We start from the raw sequence: 19445 nt of genomic DNA on the forward strand, positions 1-19445 counted from the left end.
TTCCCCCTGACGTCGCACGGGGTTAGGCTCGGGCCACGCCGAACTGGGCCCGAAGGGAACCATCATCGCCAGCGACTCATATCCGCCGTTCGGGGACGCGCCGCGTCCGATGCGCCGCCGTGTCACCGAAGCGGCGATCCTCAACGCCCAGAGCTCGGCGGACGTCGTCAAGTGGACCTGCTCGCACGGCCAGCACGCCGGCAACGGCTGCATCACCTGCTACGAAGCCTCCGCCACCGCCGATCCGGAGCTGCCCCTGTGGGAGGTCGCGGCGTGGTTCACCACCACGCGGCCGATCCCGATCAGGGCGCTGCAGGACGTGCACCGCCACGGCCGCCGGTTCGCGCTGGACCAGCCGTCGACGCCGCTGGTCTACGTCCTGAGCGGGCACGTGCGGGCGGCGCTGAGCGCGGAGGCGGTGGCGGGCGTGGTCGGGTTCCTGCTGCAGAACCGGCACATCGTCGACGACTTCACCATGACGGAGATCCGCGCCTCCCATTCGTGACGGCTGTCGATTGTGGCCGGTCTCGTTCGCCGTAGTCAGTGAAGGCATCACCGACTGACAAGGAATGATCATGCGGAAACTGATGGTGACCACGTTCATGTCCCTGGACGGCGTCGTACAGGGACCGGGCGGCCCGGACGAGGACCGTACGGGCGGGTTCGAGCACGGCGGCTGGGCGGTGCCGCACATGAACGAGGAGCTCATCCAGCGGATGGCCGCGCTGACCGCCAGAGCCGGGGCGCTCCTGCTCGGGCGCGCGACCTACGAGGGCTTCGCCGCCACCTGGCCGCTGGCCGGCCCCGAGGACCCGATCGGGGCGCGGATGAACGGCCTGCGCAAGTACGTCGCCTCCCGCACCCTGGACACGGTGACCTGGCAGAACTCGACGCTGCTCACCGGCGACGTCGTCGAGGCGGTCGGCGAGCTCAAGCGGGGCGAGGGCGGCGAGATCCAGGTGCACGGCAGTGGGGAGCTGATCCAGACGCTCATCGAGCACGACCTCGTGGACGAGTTCCACCTGCTGGTCTTCCCGGTGCTCCTCGGCTCGGGCAAACGACTCTTCAGGACCGGTACGGCCGGGCTCGACCTGCTCGACAGCACGACGTCGAGCTCGGGCGTGGTCGTGAGCACGTACGCGAGGAGTGGCAAGGTGGGCTACGGCGAGCTCGGCCCCGAGACCGGCAACTGGTGATCGAGCAGAGGGGAGCGGCCATGCCGCAGTACGCGATTCTGATCTACGAGAAGGAGACGCCCGGCGGGGTGGCCGACATCCCGCCCGAGGTCATGGCGGCCAACCTCAGCGCCGGCGAGAAGATCGCCGCGATGGGCGTCCGGGTCGTCCACGAGCAGGCGCTGGAGCCCAGCGCGACCACGCGGACGATCCACAAGGACGGCCTGGTCACCGACGGCCCGTTCCTGGAGAGCAAGGAGGTGATCGCCGGGTTCTTCGTGGTGGAGGCCGCGGACCTGGAGACGGCGGTCGCCGTCGGCCGGCTGCTGCCGATCATGGATGGCGCCGTGGAAGTGCGGCCGCTGCTGGCCGGATGACCTCCGCCCAGCAGGCGGTGGCCGAGGCGCACCGTCACGAGTGGGCCAGGTTGCTCGCCGTGACGGTGCGCGTCACCCGTGACCTGGACCTGGCCGAGGAGTGCGTCCAGGACGCGTACGCCGCCGCGCTCGCCTCCTGGACGCGCGACGGCGTGCCCGCCAGGCCGGGCGCCTGGCTGACCACCGCCGCCCGGCACAACGCGCTGGACGCCCTGCGCCGGGCCAGGACGCTGCGCTCGAAGCTGCACCTGCTAGTGGAGCCGGACGTCGCCGCCGAGCCGGGGTCCCATGACGACCGGCTGCGGCTGGTCTTCCTGTGCTGTCACCCGGCGCTGGCCATCGAGGCGCAGGTCGCGCTCACCCTGCGGCTGGTCTGCGGGGTGAGCGTGCCGGACATCGCGCGCGCGTTCCTGGTCTCCGAGCCGACCATGGCGGCCCGGATCACCCGGGCCAAGAAGAAGATCATGGCGGCCCGGATCCCGTTCAGGATGCCGGCTCCCGCCGAGTTGCCGGACCGGCTGGACGCCGCGCTCACCGCGATCCACCTGCTCTTCACCACCGGTCACACCGCGCCGGCGGGACCCGCGCTGACCAGGGACGACCTGGCCGCGTACGCGCTGGACCTGGCCCGGCTGCTCCGCGACCTGATGCCGGCCGAGCGGGAGGTACGCGGGCTGCTCGCGCTGCTGCTGGCCGGCCATGCCCGCCGGGCCGGCCGCGCCGCCGCGGACGGGCGTCTGCTGCTCCTGGCGGAGCAGGACCGTTCGGCCTGGGACCAGGAGGCGATCGCCGAGGCGGACGAGCTGGTCGTGGCCGCGCTGCGTGGCGGCGCGCCGGGCCGGTTCGCCCTCCAGGCCGCTATCGCGACGCTGCACGCCACCGCTCCCACTTACGCCGACACCGACTGGGCGCAGATCCTGGTGCTCTACGACGAGTTGCTGAAGGTCTGGCCGTCGCCGGTGGTGGCGCTCAACCGGGCGGTGGCGCTCGCCATGGTCAGCGGGCCGGCGGCCGCCCTGGCCGACGTCGAGGCGCTGGAGCGGGACGGGCGGCTCGCCACCTACCGCTACCTGCCGGCGATCAGGGCCGACCTGCTGCGCCGCTCGGGCCGCCGGGCCGAGGCCGCCGAGGCGTACGAGCGGGCGATCGCGCTGGCCGGCAACGACGCCGAACGCGCCTTCCTCGCCGAGCGTCTCACCGAGACGCGGCGGCCGATTTGAGCTGGGCATGCGCAATCTTGAACCCTTCTCCCAGGGTGGCCGCCGAAACCGGAGGTGGCGCGAACGTACGTTTTCACCATGGCTTCTTCGGACCGCGAGCACGTCCTTCAGGTCGCGTACAAGCTGTTCGCCGCGCTCGGTTACGACGCCACCTCGACCTCGCAGATCGCCGAAGCGGCCGGCGTGCAGCCGGCCGTCATCGAGGAGTTCTTCGGCGGCCGGCGGGAGCTCTACATCGCCGTCATGCGGCACGCCTACGATCTGGAGCGCGCGTCGCTGCACGCGGTGCTGGACGAGCTCCGCGAAGCGGAGAGCCTGGACGTCGCGGCGGCGATCCACCGCCTCATCGACAACCAGCTCGACTTCGTCGCCGTCCACCCCGACGCCTACGCGCTGCGGACACACCGGTGGTTGTCGGACGCCATGGACGTGGCGGAGGTGGAGACGCGCTACCTCCAGCCTCTCTACCAGAGCATCCTGGACCTGTTCCAGCCCGCCGTGGCGGCCGGGCAACTGACCGGGGACACGGACCTGCAGTACGTCATGTACATGTGCACCTGGTGCATCCACGGCTTCGCGCTCGGCGGCGTGCCGCACGACGAAGGCGTGCCCAAGACCTACACCGACGAGCGGGAGTGGCGGCGCTTCCGGCTCCGGCTCCACCAGATGGTGCACCGCGCCCTGCTGCTCCCCGGCGACTACTCCCCCGCTGAGCCATATTGACGTTTTCTTGATGCCCTGATCATGCGGGGTATGTCCTTGTCGTCATTAGTGTCCTTGGGGTGATCGATGCAGGAGTGCGGGTTCGCACCTGGATGCTGAAGGGTTTGCAGCGGCCGGAGACCCAGGCCGCCGGGCCGGACCACCGGCACAGCTGGTGGCAGGTGATGTGCCTGACCGGCGTGGACTACTTCTCCACCCTGGGCTACCAGCCGGGCATCGCCGCGCTGGCCGCCGGCGCCCTCAGCCCGGTCGCGACCCTGCTGCTGGTGGCGCTCACCCTGTTCGGCGCGCTGCCGACCTACCGGGCGGTGGCCAGGGAGAGCCCGAACGGGCTGGGCTCGCTGTCGATGCTGGAGCGGCTGCTGCCCGGCTGGCGCGGCAAGCTGCTGGTGCTGTTCCTGCTCGGGTTCGTGGCCACGGCGTTCATCGTCACCATCACCCTGTCCGCCGCCGACGCCACCGCGCACATCCTGCACAACCCGTTCGTGCCGCACTCCTGGGCGCACTGGCAGGTGCCGGTGACGCTGGTGCTGATCGCCGCGCTCGGCGGGGTGTTCCTCGTCGGGTTCAGCGAGGCGATCTCCATCGCCGTCGTGCTGGTCGGCGTCTACCTGCTGCTCAACCTCGTCGTGCTCACCACGGCGATCCTGCACGTGCTGGCCGAGCCGGAACGGGTGACCGACTGGCGAGGCGTGCTCGCCGCCGACTACGCCAGCCCCCTCGCCATGGTGGCGGTCTCCCTGTACGTCATGCCCAAGCTCGCCCTCGGCCTGTCCGGCTTCGAGACGGGCGTCGCGGTGATGCCCCTGGTCAAGGGCGATATCGAGGTACGGATCAAGGGCGCGCGCAAGCTGCTGACCACGGCCGCGCTGATCATGAGCCTCTTCCTGATCACGTCGAGCCTCGCCACCACGGTGCTGATCCCCGCCGAGGAGTTCGCCGAGGGCGGGGCGGCCAACGGGCGGGCGCTCGCCTACCTGGCCCACGAGTACCTCGGCGACTGGTTCGGCACCGCCTACGACCTGTCCACGATCGGCATCCTGTGGTTCGCCGGGGCCTCCGCGCTGGCCGGGCTGCTCAACATCGTGCCGCGCTACCTGCCCCGGTACGGCATGGCGCCGGACTGGTCACGCGCCGCCCGGCCGATGGTGCTGGTGTTCACCGGCGTCTCCGTCCTCATCACGCTGTTCTTCGACGCGGAGGTGGAGGTGCAGGGCGGGGCCTACGCCACCGGCGTGCTGGCCCTGATCCTCTCGGCGGCGGTCGCCGTGACCCTGTCCGCCTGGATCGGCGGCCGGCACCGCGCCGCGTCCTTCTTCGCGTTCGTCACGCTGATCTTCGGCTACGCCACGGTCGCCAACATCATCGAGCGCCCCGACGGCCTGGTCATCGCTCTGCTGTTCGTGCTCGCCATCGTGCTGATCTCGCTGATCTCCCGCGCGACCCGGTCCACCGAGCTGCGCGTCACCCGTGTCACCCTCGACGACCAGGCCCGCCGCTTCCTCGACGAGGTCGGCGAGATCTACCTCATCGCCAACGAGCCGAACGAGCGCACCGGCAAGGAGTACGTCGACAAGATGCGTGAGGCGTGGGAGCTGCACCGCCTGCGCACCAGCGAGGGCCCGATCTTCCTGGAGGTCACCATCCCCGACGCGTCCGAGTTCGCCGGCGAGCTGCACGTCGTGGGCGAGGAGCGGCACGGCTTCAGGATCATGCGGACGCAGAGCTCCACGGTCGCCAACGCCATCGCCGCCCTGCTGCTGCACCTGCGTGACGAGGCGGGCAGAACGCCGCATGTCTACTTTCACTGGGCGGCCGAGGGCAACCCGATCGGCGCGCTGCTGCGCTATCTCGTCTTCGGCGGCGGCGACATCCCGCCGCTCACCCGGGAGGTGCTCCGCCAGGCCGAGCCCGACCCCGGCCGCCGCCCTGTCGTGCACGTCGGCTGACCGGGCTCAGGGCTTGAACCGGTAGCCCATGCCCGGCTCGGTGATGAGGTGCACCGGGTGCGCCGGGTCGCGCTCCAGCTTGCGGCGCAGCTGGGCGAGGTACTGGCGCAGGTAGTGGAACTCCTTGACGTACTTCACGCCCCACACCTCCGACAGCAGCCGCCGCTGGCCGATCAGCTTGCCGGGGTTGCGGAGCAGGATCTCCAGGATGTGCCATTCGGTCGGGGTGAGCCGCACCCCGCCGGAGACCGTCTTCGTCGTCAGGTCCACCTCGTGGTCACCGATCCGGACCGGCGCCAGGTCCTCCTCCTGGCTCGTCCGGCGGGAGACGGCGCGGACGCGGGCCAGCAACTCGTCGATGCCGAAGGGCTTGGTGACGTAGTCGTCCGCGCCCGCGTCCAGCGCCTCGACCTTGTCGGCGTTGCCGGCCCGGCCCGACAGCACGATGATCGGCGTACTCGTCCAGCCGCGCAGCCCGTGGATGACGTCCATGCCGTCCAGATCGGGCAGGCCAAGGTCAAGGATGACCAGGTCCGGGTGCCATTCGGCGGCCTTGTGCAGGGCGCCGGCGCCGTCGGCGGCCACCGCGACGTCGTACTGCCGGGCGGCGAGGTTGATCCGCAGCGTGCTCAGCAGCTGAGGCTCGTCGTCCACGACGAGAATGCGGGTCATGACGCCACGCTCAACGTGAGGATCATGGTGAGGCCTCCCCCTGGTGTCCGATCGGGCATGAGCGTGCCGCCCATCGCCTCGGCCAGCCCCCGGGACAAGGCCAGCCCGAGCCCGACCCCCGCATGGTTGTCACGGTCGCCGAACCGCTGGAAGGGCAGGAAGACCTGCTCGTACGCCTCTGGCGGGATGCCGGGGCCGCGATCCGCGACGCGCACCTCCACCTGTGCGGCGTGCCGGCTCGCGGTGACGAGCACCTTCTCCCCCGGCGGACTGTAGCGGACCGCGTTGGCCATCAGATTGGCCAGCACCCGCTCCAGCAGCGCCGGGTCGGCCAGCACCTCGGGCAGCTCGGCGCCGACGGCGGACTCGACGCGGTCCCGCGACCGGTCCAGGTCGTCGACGGCTCCCGGCAGGACGTCCGCCAGCGAGGTCGGCTGCAGGTCGACCCCCAGCACCCCCGCCTGCAGCCGGCTCATGTCGAGCAGGTTGACCACCAGGCGCTCCAGCTTGGCCAGCGACTGCCGGGCCGCGCCGAGCAGCTCGGCACGGTCCTGCCCGGACCAGGCGATGCCGGGCTCGGCCAGGCTGTCCACGGCGGCCTTGGCCGAGGCGAGCGGGGTGCGCAGGTCGTGGCTGACGGCGGCGAGCAGGGCGGTGCGCATCCGGTCGGCGGCGGCCAGCGGCCTGGCTTGCTCGGCCTCCCGCGCCAGGCGCTCGTGCCGCAGCGCCACCGCCGCCTCGGTGGCGAACGCCTCCAGCACCCGCCGGTCGGCCGCGGCCGACGGCCTGCCGCGCGCCGTGAGGACGAGCTGCTCGTCGATCACCACGACGGTGTCGGCGGCGGCCGGGCAGGTCGCGGGCGGGCCGCCGGAGGTGGCGACGATCCGCCAGCGCCCCGGCTCGGCCAGGTCGTCCGGGCTCGGCTCGGCCAGGTCGTCCGGGCTCGGCTCGGCCAGGTCGTCCGGGCTCGGCTCGGCCAGGTCGTCGGGGCTCGGCTCGGCGCGCCGCTCCAGCAGCGTCACCGAGGTCAGCCCGAACGTCTCCCGCATCCGCGCGAGCAGCGACGACACGGCCGCCTCGCCGCGCAGCACGTGGCCCGCCAGGGTGGACAGCAGCTCGGCCTCGGCGGTGGCCCGGGCGGCCTCCCGGGTGCGGCGGGCCGCGATGTCCACGATCACGCTGACCGCCACCGCCACCAGGACGAACACGACCAGCGCCAGGATGTTCTCCGGATCGGCGATGGCGAGGAGGCCCACCGGCGGCGTGAAGAGCAGGTTGAGCAGCAGCGACGCCCCGACCGCCGCCGTGAGCGCCGGCCACATGCCGCCGGTCAGCGCGACGCCGACGACCGCGAACAGCAGCAGCAACATCTCACTGGAGGGCGCCAGGTCCCCCTTGGCCGGCAGCAGCACGGCCGTCAGCGCCGGGATCCCGGCCACCGCCATCACCCACCCGGCCGACCGGCGGCCGGGGGTCAGCGCCGTCCGCCCGTGCGACCACCGCGGGCGGCCCCTGCTCGCCTCCTCGTGCGTGACCATGTGCACGTCGATCGAGCCGGACAGCGCGATGATGGTGACCCCGACGCCACGCGACATGATCTGCGCGAACCGTCCTCTGCGTGAGGCGCCCAGCACCAGCTGGGTGGCGTTCACTCCACGGGCGAAGTCGATCAGCGCACGCGGGACGTCCTCGCCGACGACGTGATGGTAGGACCCGCCCAGGCTCTCCACCAGGGCCCGCAGGCGGGCGAGGCCGGGCGCGTCGGCGTCGGCGGGGGTCACATGCACGGCGAGCAGGTCGGCGTCCTGGTTCCGGGCGGCGATGCGAGCGGCCCGCCGGACCAGCGTGTCGCCTTCGGGGCCGCCCGTGAGGGCGACGACGACCCGCTCACGCGCCTCCCAGGTGTCCTCGGCGCGGTAGTGGTCGGCCTCGCTCATACGCCAAGGCTACGGGCAGCGTTTTGACACCCCCCATAGGCAACCGCTATCTATTAGCTAACCGTTAGGGGGATGCGATGCAGGACGCGGTGCTGGCGATGCTCGCCAAAGAGCCGACACACGGGTACGACCTGCACGCTCGCCTGCGGCGCAGTCTCGGCCCGCTGGGCGAAGCGATGAACCGCGGCCAGATCTACGTGACCTTGGCGCGACTGGAAAAGGCGGGACTCGTCGTCTGCGAGCGCGCGGACGGTCTTCCGGAGCGGCCCGAGCGCAAGGTCTACGCGCTGACGCCGGCCGGGCAGCAGCGGGTGGCGGCCTGGCTGGCCGAGGTCGGCTGGCCGAAACCGGACCTGGCGGAGTTCCATCTCAAGCTCACCGCCGCCGCGGCGGCCCGGCTGGCCGACCCGGTGGAGCTGGTGGCGGCGCAGCGCCGTGAGCTGCTGCGCCGCTTGGGTGAGGCGCAGCGGGCGGCGCTGGCCGAGCCGGCGGGGTCGGGCGCCGGCCTGCTGCTGGAAGGGGTCGTGCTGCGGTTGCAGGCGGACCTGCGCTGGCTGGATGCCTGTGAGCGGGCCTGGTCCAAGATCGATGACGAAGTCGAGGGCGAATGAACGTGTCGAGTGCCGTGGTCCGGGCCTTCGGCCTGGCGAAGACGCATGGTCAGGGGCAGAGCCGGGTCCACGCGGTGGACGAGGTCGACCTGGAGGTGCCGCAGGGGCAGACGCTGGCGGTGATGGGGCCCAGCGGCTGCGGGAAATCCACGCTGCTGCACCTGCTGGGCGGCCTGGAGCGGCCCACCGGCGGGGAGGTGTGGGTGGCCGGGCGGCGGATCGACACGCTGAGCGAGCGGGCCCTGGCGCGCCTGCGACGTCAGTCGGTGGGGTTCATCTTCCAGGCCTTCCACCTGGTGGAGGAGTTATCGGCGGCCGACAACGTTGAGCTGCCCGCGCTGCTGGCCGGGCGTTCGCGCCGCCAGGCCAGGCGGCGCGCGAGCCTGCTGCTGGAACGGGTCGGGCTCGCCGACCGGGCCCGGCATCTGCCGTCGCAGCTGTCCGGCGGGCAGCGTCAGCGGATCGCCATCGCCCGCGCGCTGGCCAACGAGCCGCTGGTCGTCCTGGCCGACGAGCCGACCGGCAACCTCGACACCTCGGCCACCCTCGACGTCCTGAGGATCTTCGAGGACCTGCGCGCCGCGGGTCAGACCCTCGTGGTCGTCACCCACGACGAGCGGGTCGCGGCCACCGCGGACCGGCTGATCGCGATGCGCGACGGGATGTTCGTCGACGACACCCGGCTGGCCGGCTCCCACCCGCGCGGGCTCGGCGGGCTGATCGGGCTGGAGGGCTGACCGACCATGGGACGCCTCGTCCTCATCGCCCGCCTCGTCCTGGCCGACCTCCGACGGCACCCGGCCCAGGCCGCGATGCTCGTCGTCGCGGTGACCGCCGCCACCGCCACCTTCACCCTGGGCCTGTCCCTGAGCGGGGCGAGCCAGGCACTGTACGAGCAGACCCGCGCGGCCACCGCCGGGCCGGACATGGTGGCGCTCACCCCTGGCTCCGACCCGGCCGTGACCTCTGCGCTCACCTCGCTGGCGGACGCTCCCGAAGTGGTCGCCCACCATGGCCCCTATCGCATCGTCTACGCCGACCTCACCGCACGCGGCCGCACCTCCAACGTGGTGGTGCACGGCTTCGCCGAGACGCCCGGCGCGGTCAACCGCCCGCTGCTGACCTCGGGCCACTGGGTACGCTCCGGCGGCACGGTCCTCGAACGCGGTTTCGCCACCGCGCTGGGCGTCGGCGTCGGCGACCGCGTCACCATCGCCGGCCGGTCGTACCCCGTCGTCGGGATCGCCGTGACCGCGGCCACCTCCATCTACCCCGGAGCGGCGCAGATCGGCCCGTACGGCGGGGGCAGCGACTACAGCGGCCTGGCCTGGATGACCCGATCGGATGCCCGGACCCTGGCGTCGTCCCACGAGCTGCCGGTGACCATGGCCCTGGACCTCAAGCTGCGCGACCCCGCCGCCACCGAGTCCTTCCACGACGCCCACCGCGACTCCGCCGTCAGGATCAACCTCCACTCCTGGCAGTTCACCGCCCAGCAGGACCTGGTCATCCTCAGGAACAGCCGGCCGATCCTGGTCGTCGGCAGCTGGCTGCTCAGCTTCCTGGCCATCACCGGAGTGGCCGCGCTGGCAGCCGGACGCGCCGCGGCGCGGACCCGCCGGGCCGGACTGCTCAAGGCCGTCGGCGCCACCCCGGGTCTGATCGGCACCGTCCTGCTCACCGAATACCTGGCGCTGGCGCTGGCCGGCGACGCGCTGGGGCTGGTGATCGCCCGCCTGACCGCGCCCGCCCTCGCCGGCCCTACCACCGGCCGGATCGGCGACGCGGCCGGGCCGAGCGCCGCCACGGTCGCGGCGGCGACCGCCCTCGCCGTGGCCGTGGCGGTGCTGTCCACGCTGCGTCCCACGCTGCGCGCCCTACGCACGGCGACCGTCACGGCGCTGACCGCCACCGCGCACCGGCCCCGTCACCGCCCCCGGCTCACCGCGCTGTCCGCACTGCTGCCCACGCCGCTGCTGCTCGGGCTGCGCCTGACCGCCCGCGGGCCGGGCCGCGCCGTGCTGCAGGCGTGCTCCACCGCCACCACGGTGATCGCGCTCGTCGCCCTGCTGACCCTCTACGCCCAGCCGGAGAGGGGCTACGGCCTGAACGGCTCCTCTGTCCTGCCCAACCTGCGCGGCGAGCACGACCGGCAACTGATGCTCGCCGTCACCGTCCTGCTGATCGCGCTCGCCATCGTGAACACCATCACGTTCACCTGGACCACTGCCATGGAAGCCCGGGCGAACATGGCCATCGCGCGTACGCTCGGCGCCACCCCCGGACAGATCGCCGCCGGGCTGTCCCTCGCCCAGCTCCTGCCCAGCCTGCCCGGTGCCGTCATCGGCGTCCCGCTGGGCAGCGGTCTGCTCGCGCTCTTCGCCGCCGGCAACGCCGCGGAAACCCCGTCCGCCTGGCTGCTCGGCGCCGCACTCACGACCGTCCTGGCGACGGCGGCACTCACCGCCCTGCCCGCCCGCCTGGCGGCCCGCCAACCCGTGGCGCAGGCCCTCAGCGCCGAAACAGCGTGAGAAGTGGCCGTGCCTGCCGAGGTCCACGCGCCGCCGCCGTCACGCAGTGGGGTCGACGATCACCTTGCCCACGGCACCGTTCTGCGCGGCGAGGTGCGCCGCGGCGGTCTCGGCCAGCGGGAAGCGGATCACCGGCAGCCCGTGCTCCTCGCCCACGCCCATCGCGCCGTCCAGCACCGCCGCCGTGACGTCGTCGGCCGCGCCCGCCATCCGCGCCATCCGCTCGTCGGTGGACAAGGCCAGGAGAAAGTGGAACCGGGTGTCGAGCCCGATGTTCTGCAGGATGTTCAGCTCCACCTTGGGGTTGTCGTCGTTGTAGACCGCGATCGTGCCGCTGTTCTTGAGCACCGCCAGGTCGACGTCGAGGTTCTCCGCCACGGCGACCTCGACGACGACGTCCACGCCGTCCTGCGCCACCGCGCGGATCTCGGCCACCGGGTCGCCCTCGCGGTAGTTGACCACATGGTGCGCGCCGGCCGCAGTGGCCAGTGCCGCCTTCTCCGGCCCGCTGACCGTGGTGATCACGGTCGCGCCGGCCCAGCGGGCGAGCTGGATCGTGGCGTGCCCGACCGCGCCCGCGCCGCCGGTGACCAGCACGGTAAAGCCGTCCAGCGCCTTGGGAGCCAGACGCCGCGGGGCGCCCTCGGCGACGGTGAGCGCCCGGTGCGCGGTGAGCGCGGGTATTCCGAGCGCTGCGCCCACCTCGAACGACGCGTTCTCCGGCAGTGGCCACACCTTGGACGTGGGCAGGACCGTGAGCTCCTGGGCGGTGCCGGTGTTGTAGCCGAGCCCCGCCGACATCACCCACACCCGGTCGCCGGGCGCGAACGTCTCGACGCCCGGACCGACCGCGTCGATCACGCCGCCGGCGTCATGGTGCGGGGTCACCTCGAGATAGGGCATCGGCCACTCGGAGCTGGAGGGTGCCCTCCAGTCGGTCGGGTTGACGCCGGAGGCGTGGATGCGGATGCGGACCTCGCCGGGTCCGGGCTCGGGCACGTCACGCTCGATGAGCTTCAGGACGGAGGGATCACCGATCTCGCGGTACACGATGGCTTTCATCTTCATCTCCATGATGGCGTGACAGTGGCCGGGCGGTCTCCTCAGGAGTCGTCCGCCTCGATGGCGAACGAGAAGCCGTGGTTCAGGCGTTCGGGCGTTGGGCCGCCGCCAGCGCCGCGCGGATCGTCTCGGCGCTCGTCGGCCCGCCGGGGTCCTCCGCGGTCTTGTTCTGCGGGTCCTTGAAATACAACCCGACGTAGGCCGGGGTGTCGCGCTGGAAGCGCCAGCTGTCGGCGAGAGATCCGGTGTCGAGGGCGTCGAAGCCGATCAGGTCGAGCAGCTGGGTGGCGGCGGCCTTCGCGTCCGTCGCGTCGCCGGCGATCGGCAGGACCGAACGATCGGGTGAGCCCGCCGGGCGGGCCAGTGAGGTCAGGTGGTTGACCCAGATGTTGTTGAACGCCTTGACGATCTTGCTGTCCGGCAGGTGCCGCTGGAGCAGCTCGCTGGTCGTGACCTCTTCAGCGTCCAGTTCCGCGATCGAGCCGTCGCGGTCGGGATAGTAGTTGGCCGTGTCGAGGACGACCTTGCCGGCCAGTGGCGCCACCGGGACCTGGCGGTAGTTCTTCAACGGGATGGTGACCACGACCCAGTCCCCGGCGGCCGCCGCTTCCGCCGGGGTGGCGGCGCGAGCCTGTGGTCCCAGCTCCGCGACCAGGTCGGCGAGGGTTTCCGGGCCGCGGGAGTTGCTGAGGACGACGTTGAGGCCGGCGTCGACGGCGAGGCGGGCGAGGGCGCCGCCGATCTTTCCGCTGCCGATGAGTCCGAGGGTGGGCTGGTGTGACATGGCTGGACCTCCTAGAATCGGGACGGGCGTCCCGGTTGCTCTGAAATATACGGGATGGTCGTCCCGTTTGTCGATAGAGGGGTGTGGATCATGTCGGACGAACGCGCGCCGCGGGCCGACGCGCGACGTAACCGGGCACGCGTGCTGGAGGTGGCGGCCGAGGTGTTCGCCACCGAGGGCCTTTCCGTGCCCGTACACGAGATCGCCCGCCGCGCCGGGGTCGGCACCGGCACGGTGAGCCGCCACTTCCCGACGAAGGAAGATCTCCTCATCGCGATCATGTCCACCCGGCTGGTGAAGCTCACCGCCGAAGCCGACGAACTCGCCCGCCACGAAGATCCCGCCACCGCCTTCTTCGCCCTCTTCACCTCCCTGGTACGAGCGGGGGCGGCCGACTGCGGGCTGGCCGAGCTGGCCGGCACCGACCGCCGGCTGGACGCCATCGGCGAACGCGCCGGCGCCGACCTGTGCGGCCGCCTGCACGAACTGCTCGCCGCCGCCCAGAAATCGGGTGACGTGCGCGCCGATGTCGGCTACGCCGACATCAGGGCACTGATGTCGGCGTGCATGGCCAGGAAGGAAGACCCGCTGGAACCGATCCTCGCCGTCGTCACCGACGGACTGCGCAAGAGGTCCTGACAGACAGATCAGCGGACGTGGGCGTACACTCATCGGCTGCTGGATGAGGCGGAAAGGCGGTAACGGTGCTGTTGACCCGGCTGGAGGCTCTTCGTCTGCCCAGCGGCTGGTCCGGCGCTCTGCCTCCGGTGCGTCATCTGGTCGAGCATGGGCTGGCCCTCACCCGCCCGGTCACCTTCCTGGTGGGTGAGAACGGGTCGGGGAAGTCGACCTTGGTCGAGGCCATCGCCGATGTGTGCGGCATCAACTCCGAGGGCGGCAAGGCAGGGACCAAATACTCCTCGACCGGCGAGCGCACCCCGCTCGGCGAGGTTCTTGACGCTGAGCTCACCACGACGGGACTGCGCCTCCTCCATGGTCCTCGCACCCGGCGGCGCGCGTTCTTCTTCCGCGCCGAAACGCTGTTCAACCTCGGACGGAACGTTTCCGGGATGCACGGATTCTGGGAAGACGATCTTACGGAGCAGTCTCACGGCGAGGGGTTCTTCACCGTTCTGGAACGCATGGTGTCCGGGCCGGGGCTCTATCTGATGGACGAGCCCGAGGCCGCGCTGTCGTTCCAGTCGTGCGTGCGACTGGTCGCCCTCATGAATCGCGTCGCGGGCGAGGGCGGCCAGATCGTCTGTGCCACCCATTCGCCGATCCTCGCAAGTCTGCCAGGTGCTCAGATCATCGAACTGGGCGAGGACGGCATGCACCCGGCGGAGTGGGAGAACCTCCAGTTGGTCGACCACTGGCGCCGGTTCATGGCCAAGCCGGACTTCTACCTGCGGTACGCCTTGGACGCCGATTGAGGCAGGGACGTCGGTCTCACACCGTCGTGCGGTGCGCCGTGACGGGGCCCTTGACAAGGTGCTGCGGGTTTGAAAACTTCCTTTACAGATCATTCGTTGACAACGTTGTCATAAGCCTGCCCCCCAGCCGCCTTCGTGATGCTGCTCACCTGGCTGAACGCACGAGAGGTCCCCCCACCATGAAGCACCCTCCCCCACGAGCTCTCCTGACCGCGCTCTTATCCGCCGTCGTCGCCCTGGCCCTCGCCGCCCCCGCGACCGCCGCGCTGACCAGCGGGGCGGGGCCGGATCCGGTCCCCAACCCCGGCCCGTCCGGCACCCCCTCCCCCGGCCCGTCCCACAGCCCGCTTCCCGACCCGAGACAGACCGAGGAGGCCCCCTCGGTGGCGGCTGAGCAGCGCGCGGCGCAGGACGGGCAGGCGCTGGCGCGGGACGAGGGCGCCGCCTTCCTGTCCTCCTTCGAGACCGGAGACCCGCAGCCGACCTGGACCGACACGGTTGAGACCAACGCGCGGGGCGTCAAGAAGGCCGCGAACGTCACCGGCGTCATGATCGGCGGCATCGAGGGCAGCATCTCCGACCAGATCACCCGGATCGACGTCAGCGGCGAGTACGCGGCCAACGGTGAGGTGAAGGAGCACCTGGCCGACACCGACGCGAACACCAAGTGGCTGGTGTTCACCGGCACGGCCTGGGCGCAGTACGCCCTGGTCGCCCCGGTCGTGGTCAAGCACTACGCGCTGACCTCCGCCGACGACGTGCCCCAGCGCGACCCCCGCGACTGGCAGCTCCAGGGCTCGCAGGACGGCCAGAGCTGGACCACCCTGGACACCCGGACCGGCGAGACGTTCACCGAGCGCCACCAGCGCAAGGAGTACCGCTTCGACAACACCACCGCCTACGCCCACTACCGGCTGAACATCACTCGCATCGGCAGCGGCTCCACCCTGCAGCTGGCCGAGTGGGAGCTGTCGGACGGCCAGGGCCCCCGGCCGCCGAGCGACATGCGCAGCCGGCTGAGCGACGGGCCGCCGAGCGGTGGTTACGTCTCCAAGCCGCGCTCCGGCTTCTCCGGCTCCAAGGCCTTCAAGTACGAGGGCAGCACCACCGAGAAGACCGGCGGCCACTCCACCAACAAGGTCTTCGAGGTGGACATCCCGGTCACCTCCGGGATGGAGCTGTCGTACGTGCTCTTCCCCCAGTTCACCGCGGCCGACCTGCGCTACCCCAGCACGTACGCCTCGGTGGACCTGGCCTTCAGCGACGGCACCTACCTCAGCGACCTCAAGGCCGTCGACCAGCACGGGGTCCGGCTGACGCCCCGCGCGCAGGGCGAGTCCAAGACCCTGTACGTGGACCAGTGGAACTACAAGCACGCCGAGATCGGCAAGGTCGCCAAGGGCAAGCGGATCAGCCGCATCCTGGTGGCCTACGACTCCGCCGAGGGAGAGGCCGGGTTCCGCGGCTGGGTGGACGACATCAAGCTCGTCGCCGAGCGCAAGCGGCAGCCGTACGAGGGCCGTAGGACGCGCGGCGACGAGCGGCCGTCGCAGCATGTGATCACCACCCGGGGCACCCACTCCACGGGCGGGTTCTCGCGCGGGAACAACTTCCCGGCCACCGCCGTGCCGCACGGGTTCAACTTCTGGACGCCGATGACCAACGCCGAGGCGACGAACTGGCTGTACGAGTACCACCGCGACAACAACGCGGCCAACCTGCCCCGGATCGAGGCGTTCACCGCCAGCCACGAGCCCAGCCCGTGGATGGGCGACCGGCAGACGTTCCAGTTCATGCCGTCGGCGGCCGAAGGGGTGCCGGACCCGGCCCGGGCCGCCCGCGCGCTGCCCTTCCGGCACGAGCGGGAGGTCGCGCAGCCGCACCTGTACGGGGTCACCTTCGACAACGGGCTGAAGACCGAGATCGCGCCGGCGGATCACGCGGCGCTGGCCCGCTTCACCTTCCCCGGCTCCTCCGCCAAGCTGATCTTCGACAACGTCGACGACAGCGGCGGCCTGACCCTGGACACCGCCGGCGGCGTGGTGACGGGCTACTCCGACGTGCGCAGCGACCTGTCCAACGGCGCCAGCCGGATGTTCTACTACGCCGTCTTCGACCGTCCCGTCACCGGCGGCGGCAAGCTGACCGGCCAGGGCCGCGACAACGTGCTGGGCTACCTGGCCTTCGACGCCGGGCAGGCGCGCACGGTCACCATGCGGATCGCGTCCTCGCTGATCAGCGTCGAGCAGGCCAGGAAGAACCTGGAGCTGGAGATCAGCGCCTCCGACACGCTGGAGAAGGTCAGCGAGCGGGCGGCCGGCGCCTGGGACGCCAAGCTGGGCGTCATCGAGGTCGAGGGGGCGAGCAAGGACCAGTTGGTCACGCTCTACTCCAACCTGTACCGGCTGTTCCTGTATCCCAACTCCGGCTTCGAGAACACCGGCACCAAGAACGCGCCGGTGTACAAGCACGCCGTGCAGTCGGCCACCAGCACCCCGCCCAGCACCCCCACCGAGACGGGGGCGAAGATCGCGGACGGAAAGGTGTACGTCAACAACGGCTTCTGGGACACCTACCGCACCACCTGGCCCGCGTACGCGCTGCTCACCCCCAAGGCGGCCGGCGAGATGGTCGACGGCTTCGTCCGGCAGTACGAGGACGGCGGCTGGATCGCGCGCTGGTCGTCGCCGGGGTACGCCGATCTGATGGTCGGCACCAGCTCCGACGTCGCCTTCGCCGACGCCCACCTGAAGGGGATCAAGGGCTTCGACGCCGCGACCGCCTACCAGGCCGCGCTCAAGAACGCCACGGTCACCCCGACCACCCGCCACGTGGGCCGCAAGGGCCTGTCCACCTCCGCCTTCCTCGGCTACACGAGCATCGAGTCGACCGGCGAGGCGATGTCGTGGGCGATGGACGGCTACATCAACGACTTCGGCATCGCGAACATGGCCAAGTCGCTGGCCGAGCGCGCCAAGGGCGCGCAGCGCGCCCGCTACCTGGAGGAGCACGAGTACTTCCGCAACCGGGCGCTCAACTACGTGCACATGTACGACCCGGCGGTCCGCTTCTTCCAGGGCCGCAACGCCGACGGCTCCTTCCGTAACAGGCCGGGCGCCTACGACCCGCGCACCTGGGGCTTCGACTACACCGAGACCAACGGCTGGAACATGGCCTTCCACGTCCCGCAGGACGGCCGCGGCCTGGCCAACCTGTACGGCGGCGCGGACAAACTGGCCGACAAACTGGACGCCTTCTTCGCCACCCCGGAGACGGCGACGTTCCCCGGCTCGTACACCGGGGTCATCCACGAGATGCGCGAGGCCCGCGACGTCCGGATGGGACAGTACGGGCACAGCAACCAGCCCTCGCACCACATCCCGTACATGTACAACTTCACCGGACAGCCGTGGAAGACCCAGGCCAGGGTCCGCGAGGCGCTGTCGCGGCTGTACGTGGGCAGCGAGATCGGCCAGGGCTACCCGGGCGACGAGGACAACGGCGAGATGTCGGCCTGGCAGGTCTTCGGCGCGCTGGGCTTCTACCCGCTGCAGATGGGCAGCCCCACCTACGCGATCGGCTCCCCGCTGTTCACCAAGGCCACGATCCGGCTGGAGAACGGCAAGAAGCTGGTGATCAAGGCCAACGGCAACAGCGACCGCAACGTCTACGTGCAGGGGCTCAAGGTCAACGGCAGGTCGTACGACAAGACGTACCTCCCCCACGACCTGATCGCGAACGGCGGCGAGCTGGTGTTCGCGATGGGGCCGAAGCCGTCGCGCTGGGGCACCGGCAGGGACGCCGCGCCGCCGTCGATCACCGACGGCGACCGGATCGCCGAGCCGCTGCGTGACGTGACCGGGCCGGGGCGCGGCACCGCGACCGGGTTCGGCGGCGCCGACGTGAGCGCGCTGTTCGACAACGACTCGACCACCCAGGCGACGCTGCCCGAGTGGGTCCAGTACACCTTCCCCGAGGCCGAACAGGCGAGCTTCTACACCCTCACCTCCGGCGCCGGCGAGCTCGCCGGGAACCCGACCGGCTGGGTGCTGGAGGGCCTCACCAGGGGCAACGTGTGGAAGGCGATCGACAAGCGGACGGAGGAGAGCTTCCAGTGGGCGCGGCAGACCCGCCCCTTCAAGATCCACAGCCCTGGTGCGTACGAGCAGTACCGGATCAGGTTCACCGGCGGCACATCCCCGATCTCGCCGACCTCGCTGGCCGAGATCGAGCTGCTGACGCATGAGCCGCCCGCCACCTCGTCGCTGCTCATCGAGTCCGCCGCGGTCTTCGGCGGGGCCGGTGAGACCGTGACGCTCCTGGTGACGGTGGCGAACCACGACACCCGGCCCGCCTCCGGGCGGCTGACCGCGACCGCACCGCAGGGCTGGACCGTCCAGCCCGCCTCCGCCGCCTTCGGACCCATCGCGCCGGGTGAGTCCCGACGCGTGCAGTTCCGGGTGACGGTGCCGGCGACGGTGAGTCCCGGCAGCCATCCGATCCAGCTCACCTCCGGGTCGGCGAGCGGGCGGGCGCCAGTGACGGTGCTCGGCGACACCGTGCAGTTCACGCCCGGCACCCCGGCCGAGGCGCCCTGGCTGCTGGAGGCGGGCGCGTCCCAGCTCGACGGCGAGGTGCACGACGGACGGGCCAGGTTCACCGACGGCGACAGCCACGCCACCTACCGGTTCGCGCTGCCGGCCGAGGTGACCGGGGGGTCGCTGACGCTGGACATCGGCAACCAGTTCCTGGTCCAGGTCTCGGCCGACAACCAGACCTGGCGGACCGTCCTGCAAGAGGACGCCAACGTGCGCGACCTGTCCAACCGCCAGGAGCGCACGCTCGACCTCGCCGAACTGCGCGGTGCGGCCGGGACGTTCTACCTGCGCATCAAGGACAGCCAGCCGCAGGACGGCTGGGGTGCGTGGCTGGCCAGAGTACGGCTGGAGCTGCGCCGCCAGGCGGGCTGAG

The 19445-nt window shown here is 71.3% G+C and carries 16 protein-coding genes; 12 read left to right on the top strand and 4 right to left on the bottom strand.

The window, feature by feature from the left end; genetic code table 11:
- The first annotated feature begins 109 nt into the window (after nt 1-109).
- From IEY87_RS11895 to IEY87_RS11920, 6 genes are all read left to right on the top strand, one after another.
- A complete protein-coding gene (locus tag IEY87_RS11895) occupies nt 110-505 on the top strand; it encodes a hypothetical protein (protein WP_189138609.1) in 396 nt (131 codons plus the stop codon).
- Between the two features lie 70 nt (nt 506-575).
- Entirely contained in the window at nt 576-1196 is a 621-nt protein-coding gene (locus IEY87_RS11900; protein ID WP_189138610.1) for a dihydrofolate reductase family protein, read from the top strand.
- 20 nt (nt 1197-1216) lie between these two features.
- Nucleotides 1217-1552 carry a YciI family protein gene (locus IEY87_RS11905; RefSeq protein ID WP_189138611.1) on the top strand — a complete coding sequence of 112 codons (336 nt, stop codon included), beginning with the start codon at nt 1217-1219 and terminating at the stop codon, nt 1550-1552.
- Nucleotides 1549-2772: an RNA polymerase sigma factor gene (locus tag IEY87_RS11910; RefSeq protein WP_189138612.1), complete on the top strand. Its 1224-nt coding sequence runs from the start codon at nt 1549-1551 to the stop codon at nt 2770-2772. The genes IEY87_RS11905 and IEY87_RS11910 overlap by 4 nt, the downstream gene beginning before the upstream one ends.
- Before the next feature lie 78 nt (nt 2773-2850).
- Nucleotides 2851-3495, top strand: coding sequence for a TetR/AcrR family transcriptional regulator (locus tag IEY87_RS11915; protein ID WP_189138613.1), 645 nt, complete (start codon nt 2851-2853; stop codon nt 3493-3495).
- Nucleotides 3496-3554: 59 nt separating this feature from the next.
- A complete protein-coding gene (locus tag IEY87_RS11920; protein ID WP_225276948.1) occupies nt 3555-5444 on the top strand; it encodes an amino acid transporter in 1890 nt (629 codons plus the stop codon).
- Between the two features lie 6 nt (nt 5445-5450).
- Here IEY87_RS11920 and IEY87_RS11925 read toward each other — a convergent pair whose 3' ends face one another.
- Nucleotides 5451-6116, bottom strand: coding sequence for a response regulator (locus tag IEY87_RS11925; RefSeq protein WP_189138614.1), 666 nt, complete (start codon nt 6114-6116; stop codon nt 5451-5453).
- Nucleotides 6113-8053: a DUF4118 domain-containing protein gene (locus IEY87_RS11930; RefSeq protein WP_189138615.1), complete on the bottom strand. Its 1941-nt coding sequence runs from the start codon at nt 8051-8053 to the stop codon at nt 6113-6115. Before IEY87_RS11930 ends, IEY87_RS11925 begins: the two co-directional genes overlap by 4 nt.
- A gap of 77 nt (nt 8054-8130) precedes the next feature.
- Between IEY87_RS11930 and IEY87_RS11935 the strand changes: the two genes are divergently transcribed.
- Genes IEY87_RS11935 through IEY87_RS11945 form a run of 3 tightly spaced genes read left to right on the top strand, consistent with a single transcriptional unit; the run spans nt 8131 to nt 11195 of the window.
- Entirely contained in the window at nt 8131-8664 is a 534-nt protein-coding gene (locus IEY87_RS11935) for a PadR family transcriptional regulator (protein WP_189138616.1), read from the top strand.
- Entirely contained in the window at nt 8661-9401 is a 741-nt protein-coding gene (locus IEY87_RS11940; RefSeq protein ID WP_189138617.1) for an ABC transporter ATP-binding protein, read from the top strand. The genes IEY87_RS11935 and IEY87_RS11940 overlap by 4 nt, the downstream gene beginning before the upstream one ends.
- 6 nt (nt 9402-9407) lie before the next feature.
- Entirely contained in the window at nt 9408-11195 is a 1788-nt protein-coding gene (locus tag IEY87_RS11945) for an FtsX-like permease family protein (protein ID WP_189138618.1), read from the top strand.
- Nucleotides 11196-11234: 39 nt separating this feature from the next.
- On the opposite strand, the gene IEY87_RS11950 is transcribed toward IEY87_RS11945, so the two are convergent.
- On the bottom strand, nt 11235-12257 hold the full coding sequence (locus IEY87_RS11950; protein WP_189138619.1) for an NADPH:quinone reductase: 1023 nt from the start codon (nt 12255-12257) through the stop codon (nt 11235-11237).
- 82 nt (nt 12258-12339) lie between these two features.
- Entirely contained in the window at nt 12340-13041 is a 702-nt protein-coding gene (locus tag IEY87_RS11955; RefSeq protein WP_189138620.1) for an NADPH-dependent F420 reductase, read from the bottom strand.
- A 90-nt stretch (nt 13042-13131) separates the two neighbouring features.
- On the opposite strand from IEY87_RS11955, the gene IEY87_RS11960 reads away from it, so the two are divergent.
- The 3 genes from IEY87_RS11960 to IEY87_RS11970 all read left to right on the top strand — a co-directional run bounded on the left by IEY87_RS11960 (nt 13132) and on the right by IEY87_RS11970 (nt 19444).
- On the top strand, nt 13132-13680 hold the full coding sequence (locus IEY87_RS11960) for a TetR/AcrR family transcriptional regulator (RefSeq protein WP_189138621.1): 549 nt from the start codon (nt 13132-13134) through the stop codon (nt 13678-13680).
- Nucleotides 13681-13745: 65 nt separating this feature from the next.
- The gene (locus tag IEY87_RS11965) at nt 13746-14474 is read left to right on the top strand and encodes an AAA family ATPase (protein WP_189138622.1); all 729 of its coding nucleotides are present in this window, start codon (nt 13746-13748) and stop codon (nt 14472-14474) included.
- A 179-nt stretch (nt 14475-14653) separates the two neighbouring features.
- The gene (locus tag IEY87_RS11970) at nt 14654-19444 is read left to right on the top strand and encodes a GH92 family glycosyl hydrolase (RefSeq protein ID WP_189138623.1); all 4791 of its coding nucleotides are present in this window, start codon (nt 14654-14656) and stop codon (nt 19442-19444) included.
- Nucleotide 19445 lies beyond the last annotated feature (1 nt).

The sequence above is a fragment of the Nonomuraea glycinis genome, assembly GCF_014646515.1.
GTDB lineage: Bacteria > Actinomycetota > Actinomycetes > Streptosporangiales > Streptosporangiaceae > Nonomuraea > Nonomuraea glycinis.

What these genes read in the sequence shown, in the direction of transcription:
- IEY87_RS11895 (WP_189138609.1), top strand. Translation starts at nt 110, where the DNA reads ATGCGCCGCCGTGTCACCGAAGCGGCGATCCTCAACGCCCAGAGCTCG.
- IEY87_RS11900 (WP_189138610.1), top strand. Translation starts at nt 576, where the DNA reads ATGCGGAAACTGATGGTGACCACGTTCATGTCCCTGGACGGCGTCGTA.
- IEY87_RS11905 (WP_189138611.1), top strand. Translation starts at nt 1,217, where the DNA reads ATGCCGCAGTACGCGATTCTGATCTACGAGAAGGAGACGCCCGGCGGG.
- IEY87_RS11910 (WP_189138612.1), top strand. Translation starts at nt 1,549, where the DNA reads ATGACCTCCGCCCAGCAGGCGGTGGCCGAGGCGCACCGTCACGAGTGG.
- IEY87_RS11915 (WP_189138613.1), top strand. Translation starts at nt 2,851, where the DNA reads ATGGCTTCTTCGGACCGCGAGCACGTCCTTCAGGTCGCGTACAAGCTG.
- IEY87_RS11925 (WP_189138614.1), bottom strand. Translation starts at nt 6,116, where the DNA reads ATGACCCGCATTCTCGTCGTGGACGACGAGCCTCAGCTGCTGAGCACG.
- IEY87_RS11930 (WP_189138615.1), bottom strand. Translation starts at nt 8,053, where the DNA reads ATGAGCGAGGCCGACCACTACCGCGCCGAGGACACCTGGGAGGCGCGT.
- IEY87_RS11935 (WP_189138616.1), top strand. Translation starts at nt 8,131, where the DNA reads ATGCAGGACGCGGTGCTGGCGATGCTCGCCAAAGAGCCGACACACGGG.
- IEY87_RS11940 (WP_189138617.1), top strand. Translation starts at nt 8,661, where the DNA reads ATGAACGTGTCGAGTGCCGTGGTCCGGGCCTTCGGCCTGGCGAAGACG.
- IEY87_RS11945 (WP_189138618.1), top strand. Translation starts at nt 9,408, where the DNA reads ATGGGACGCCTCGTCCTCATCGCCCGCCTCGTCCTGGCCGACCTCCGA.
- IEY87_RS11950 (WP_189138619.1), bottom strand. Translation starts at nt 12,257, where the DNA reads ATGAAAGCCATCGTGTACCGCGAGATCGGTGATCCCTCCGTCCTGAAG.
- IEY87_RS11955 (WP_189138620.1), bottom strand. Translation starts at nt 13,041, where the DNA reads ATGTCACACCAGCCCACCCTCGGACTCATCGGCAGCGGAAAGATCGGC.
- IEY87_RS11960 (WP_189138621.1), top strand. Translation starts at nt 13,132, where the DNA reads ATGTCGGACGAACGCGCGCCGCGGGCCGACGCGCGACGTAACCGGGCA.
- IEY87_RS11970 (WP_189138623.1), top strand. Translation starts at nt 14,654, where the DNA reads ATGAAGCACCCTCCCCCACGAGCTCTCCTGACCGCGCTCTTATCCGCC.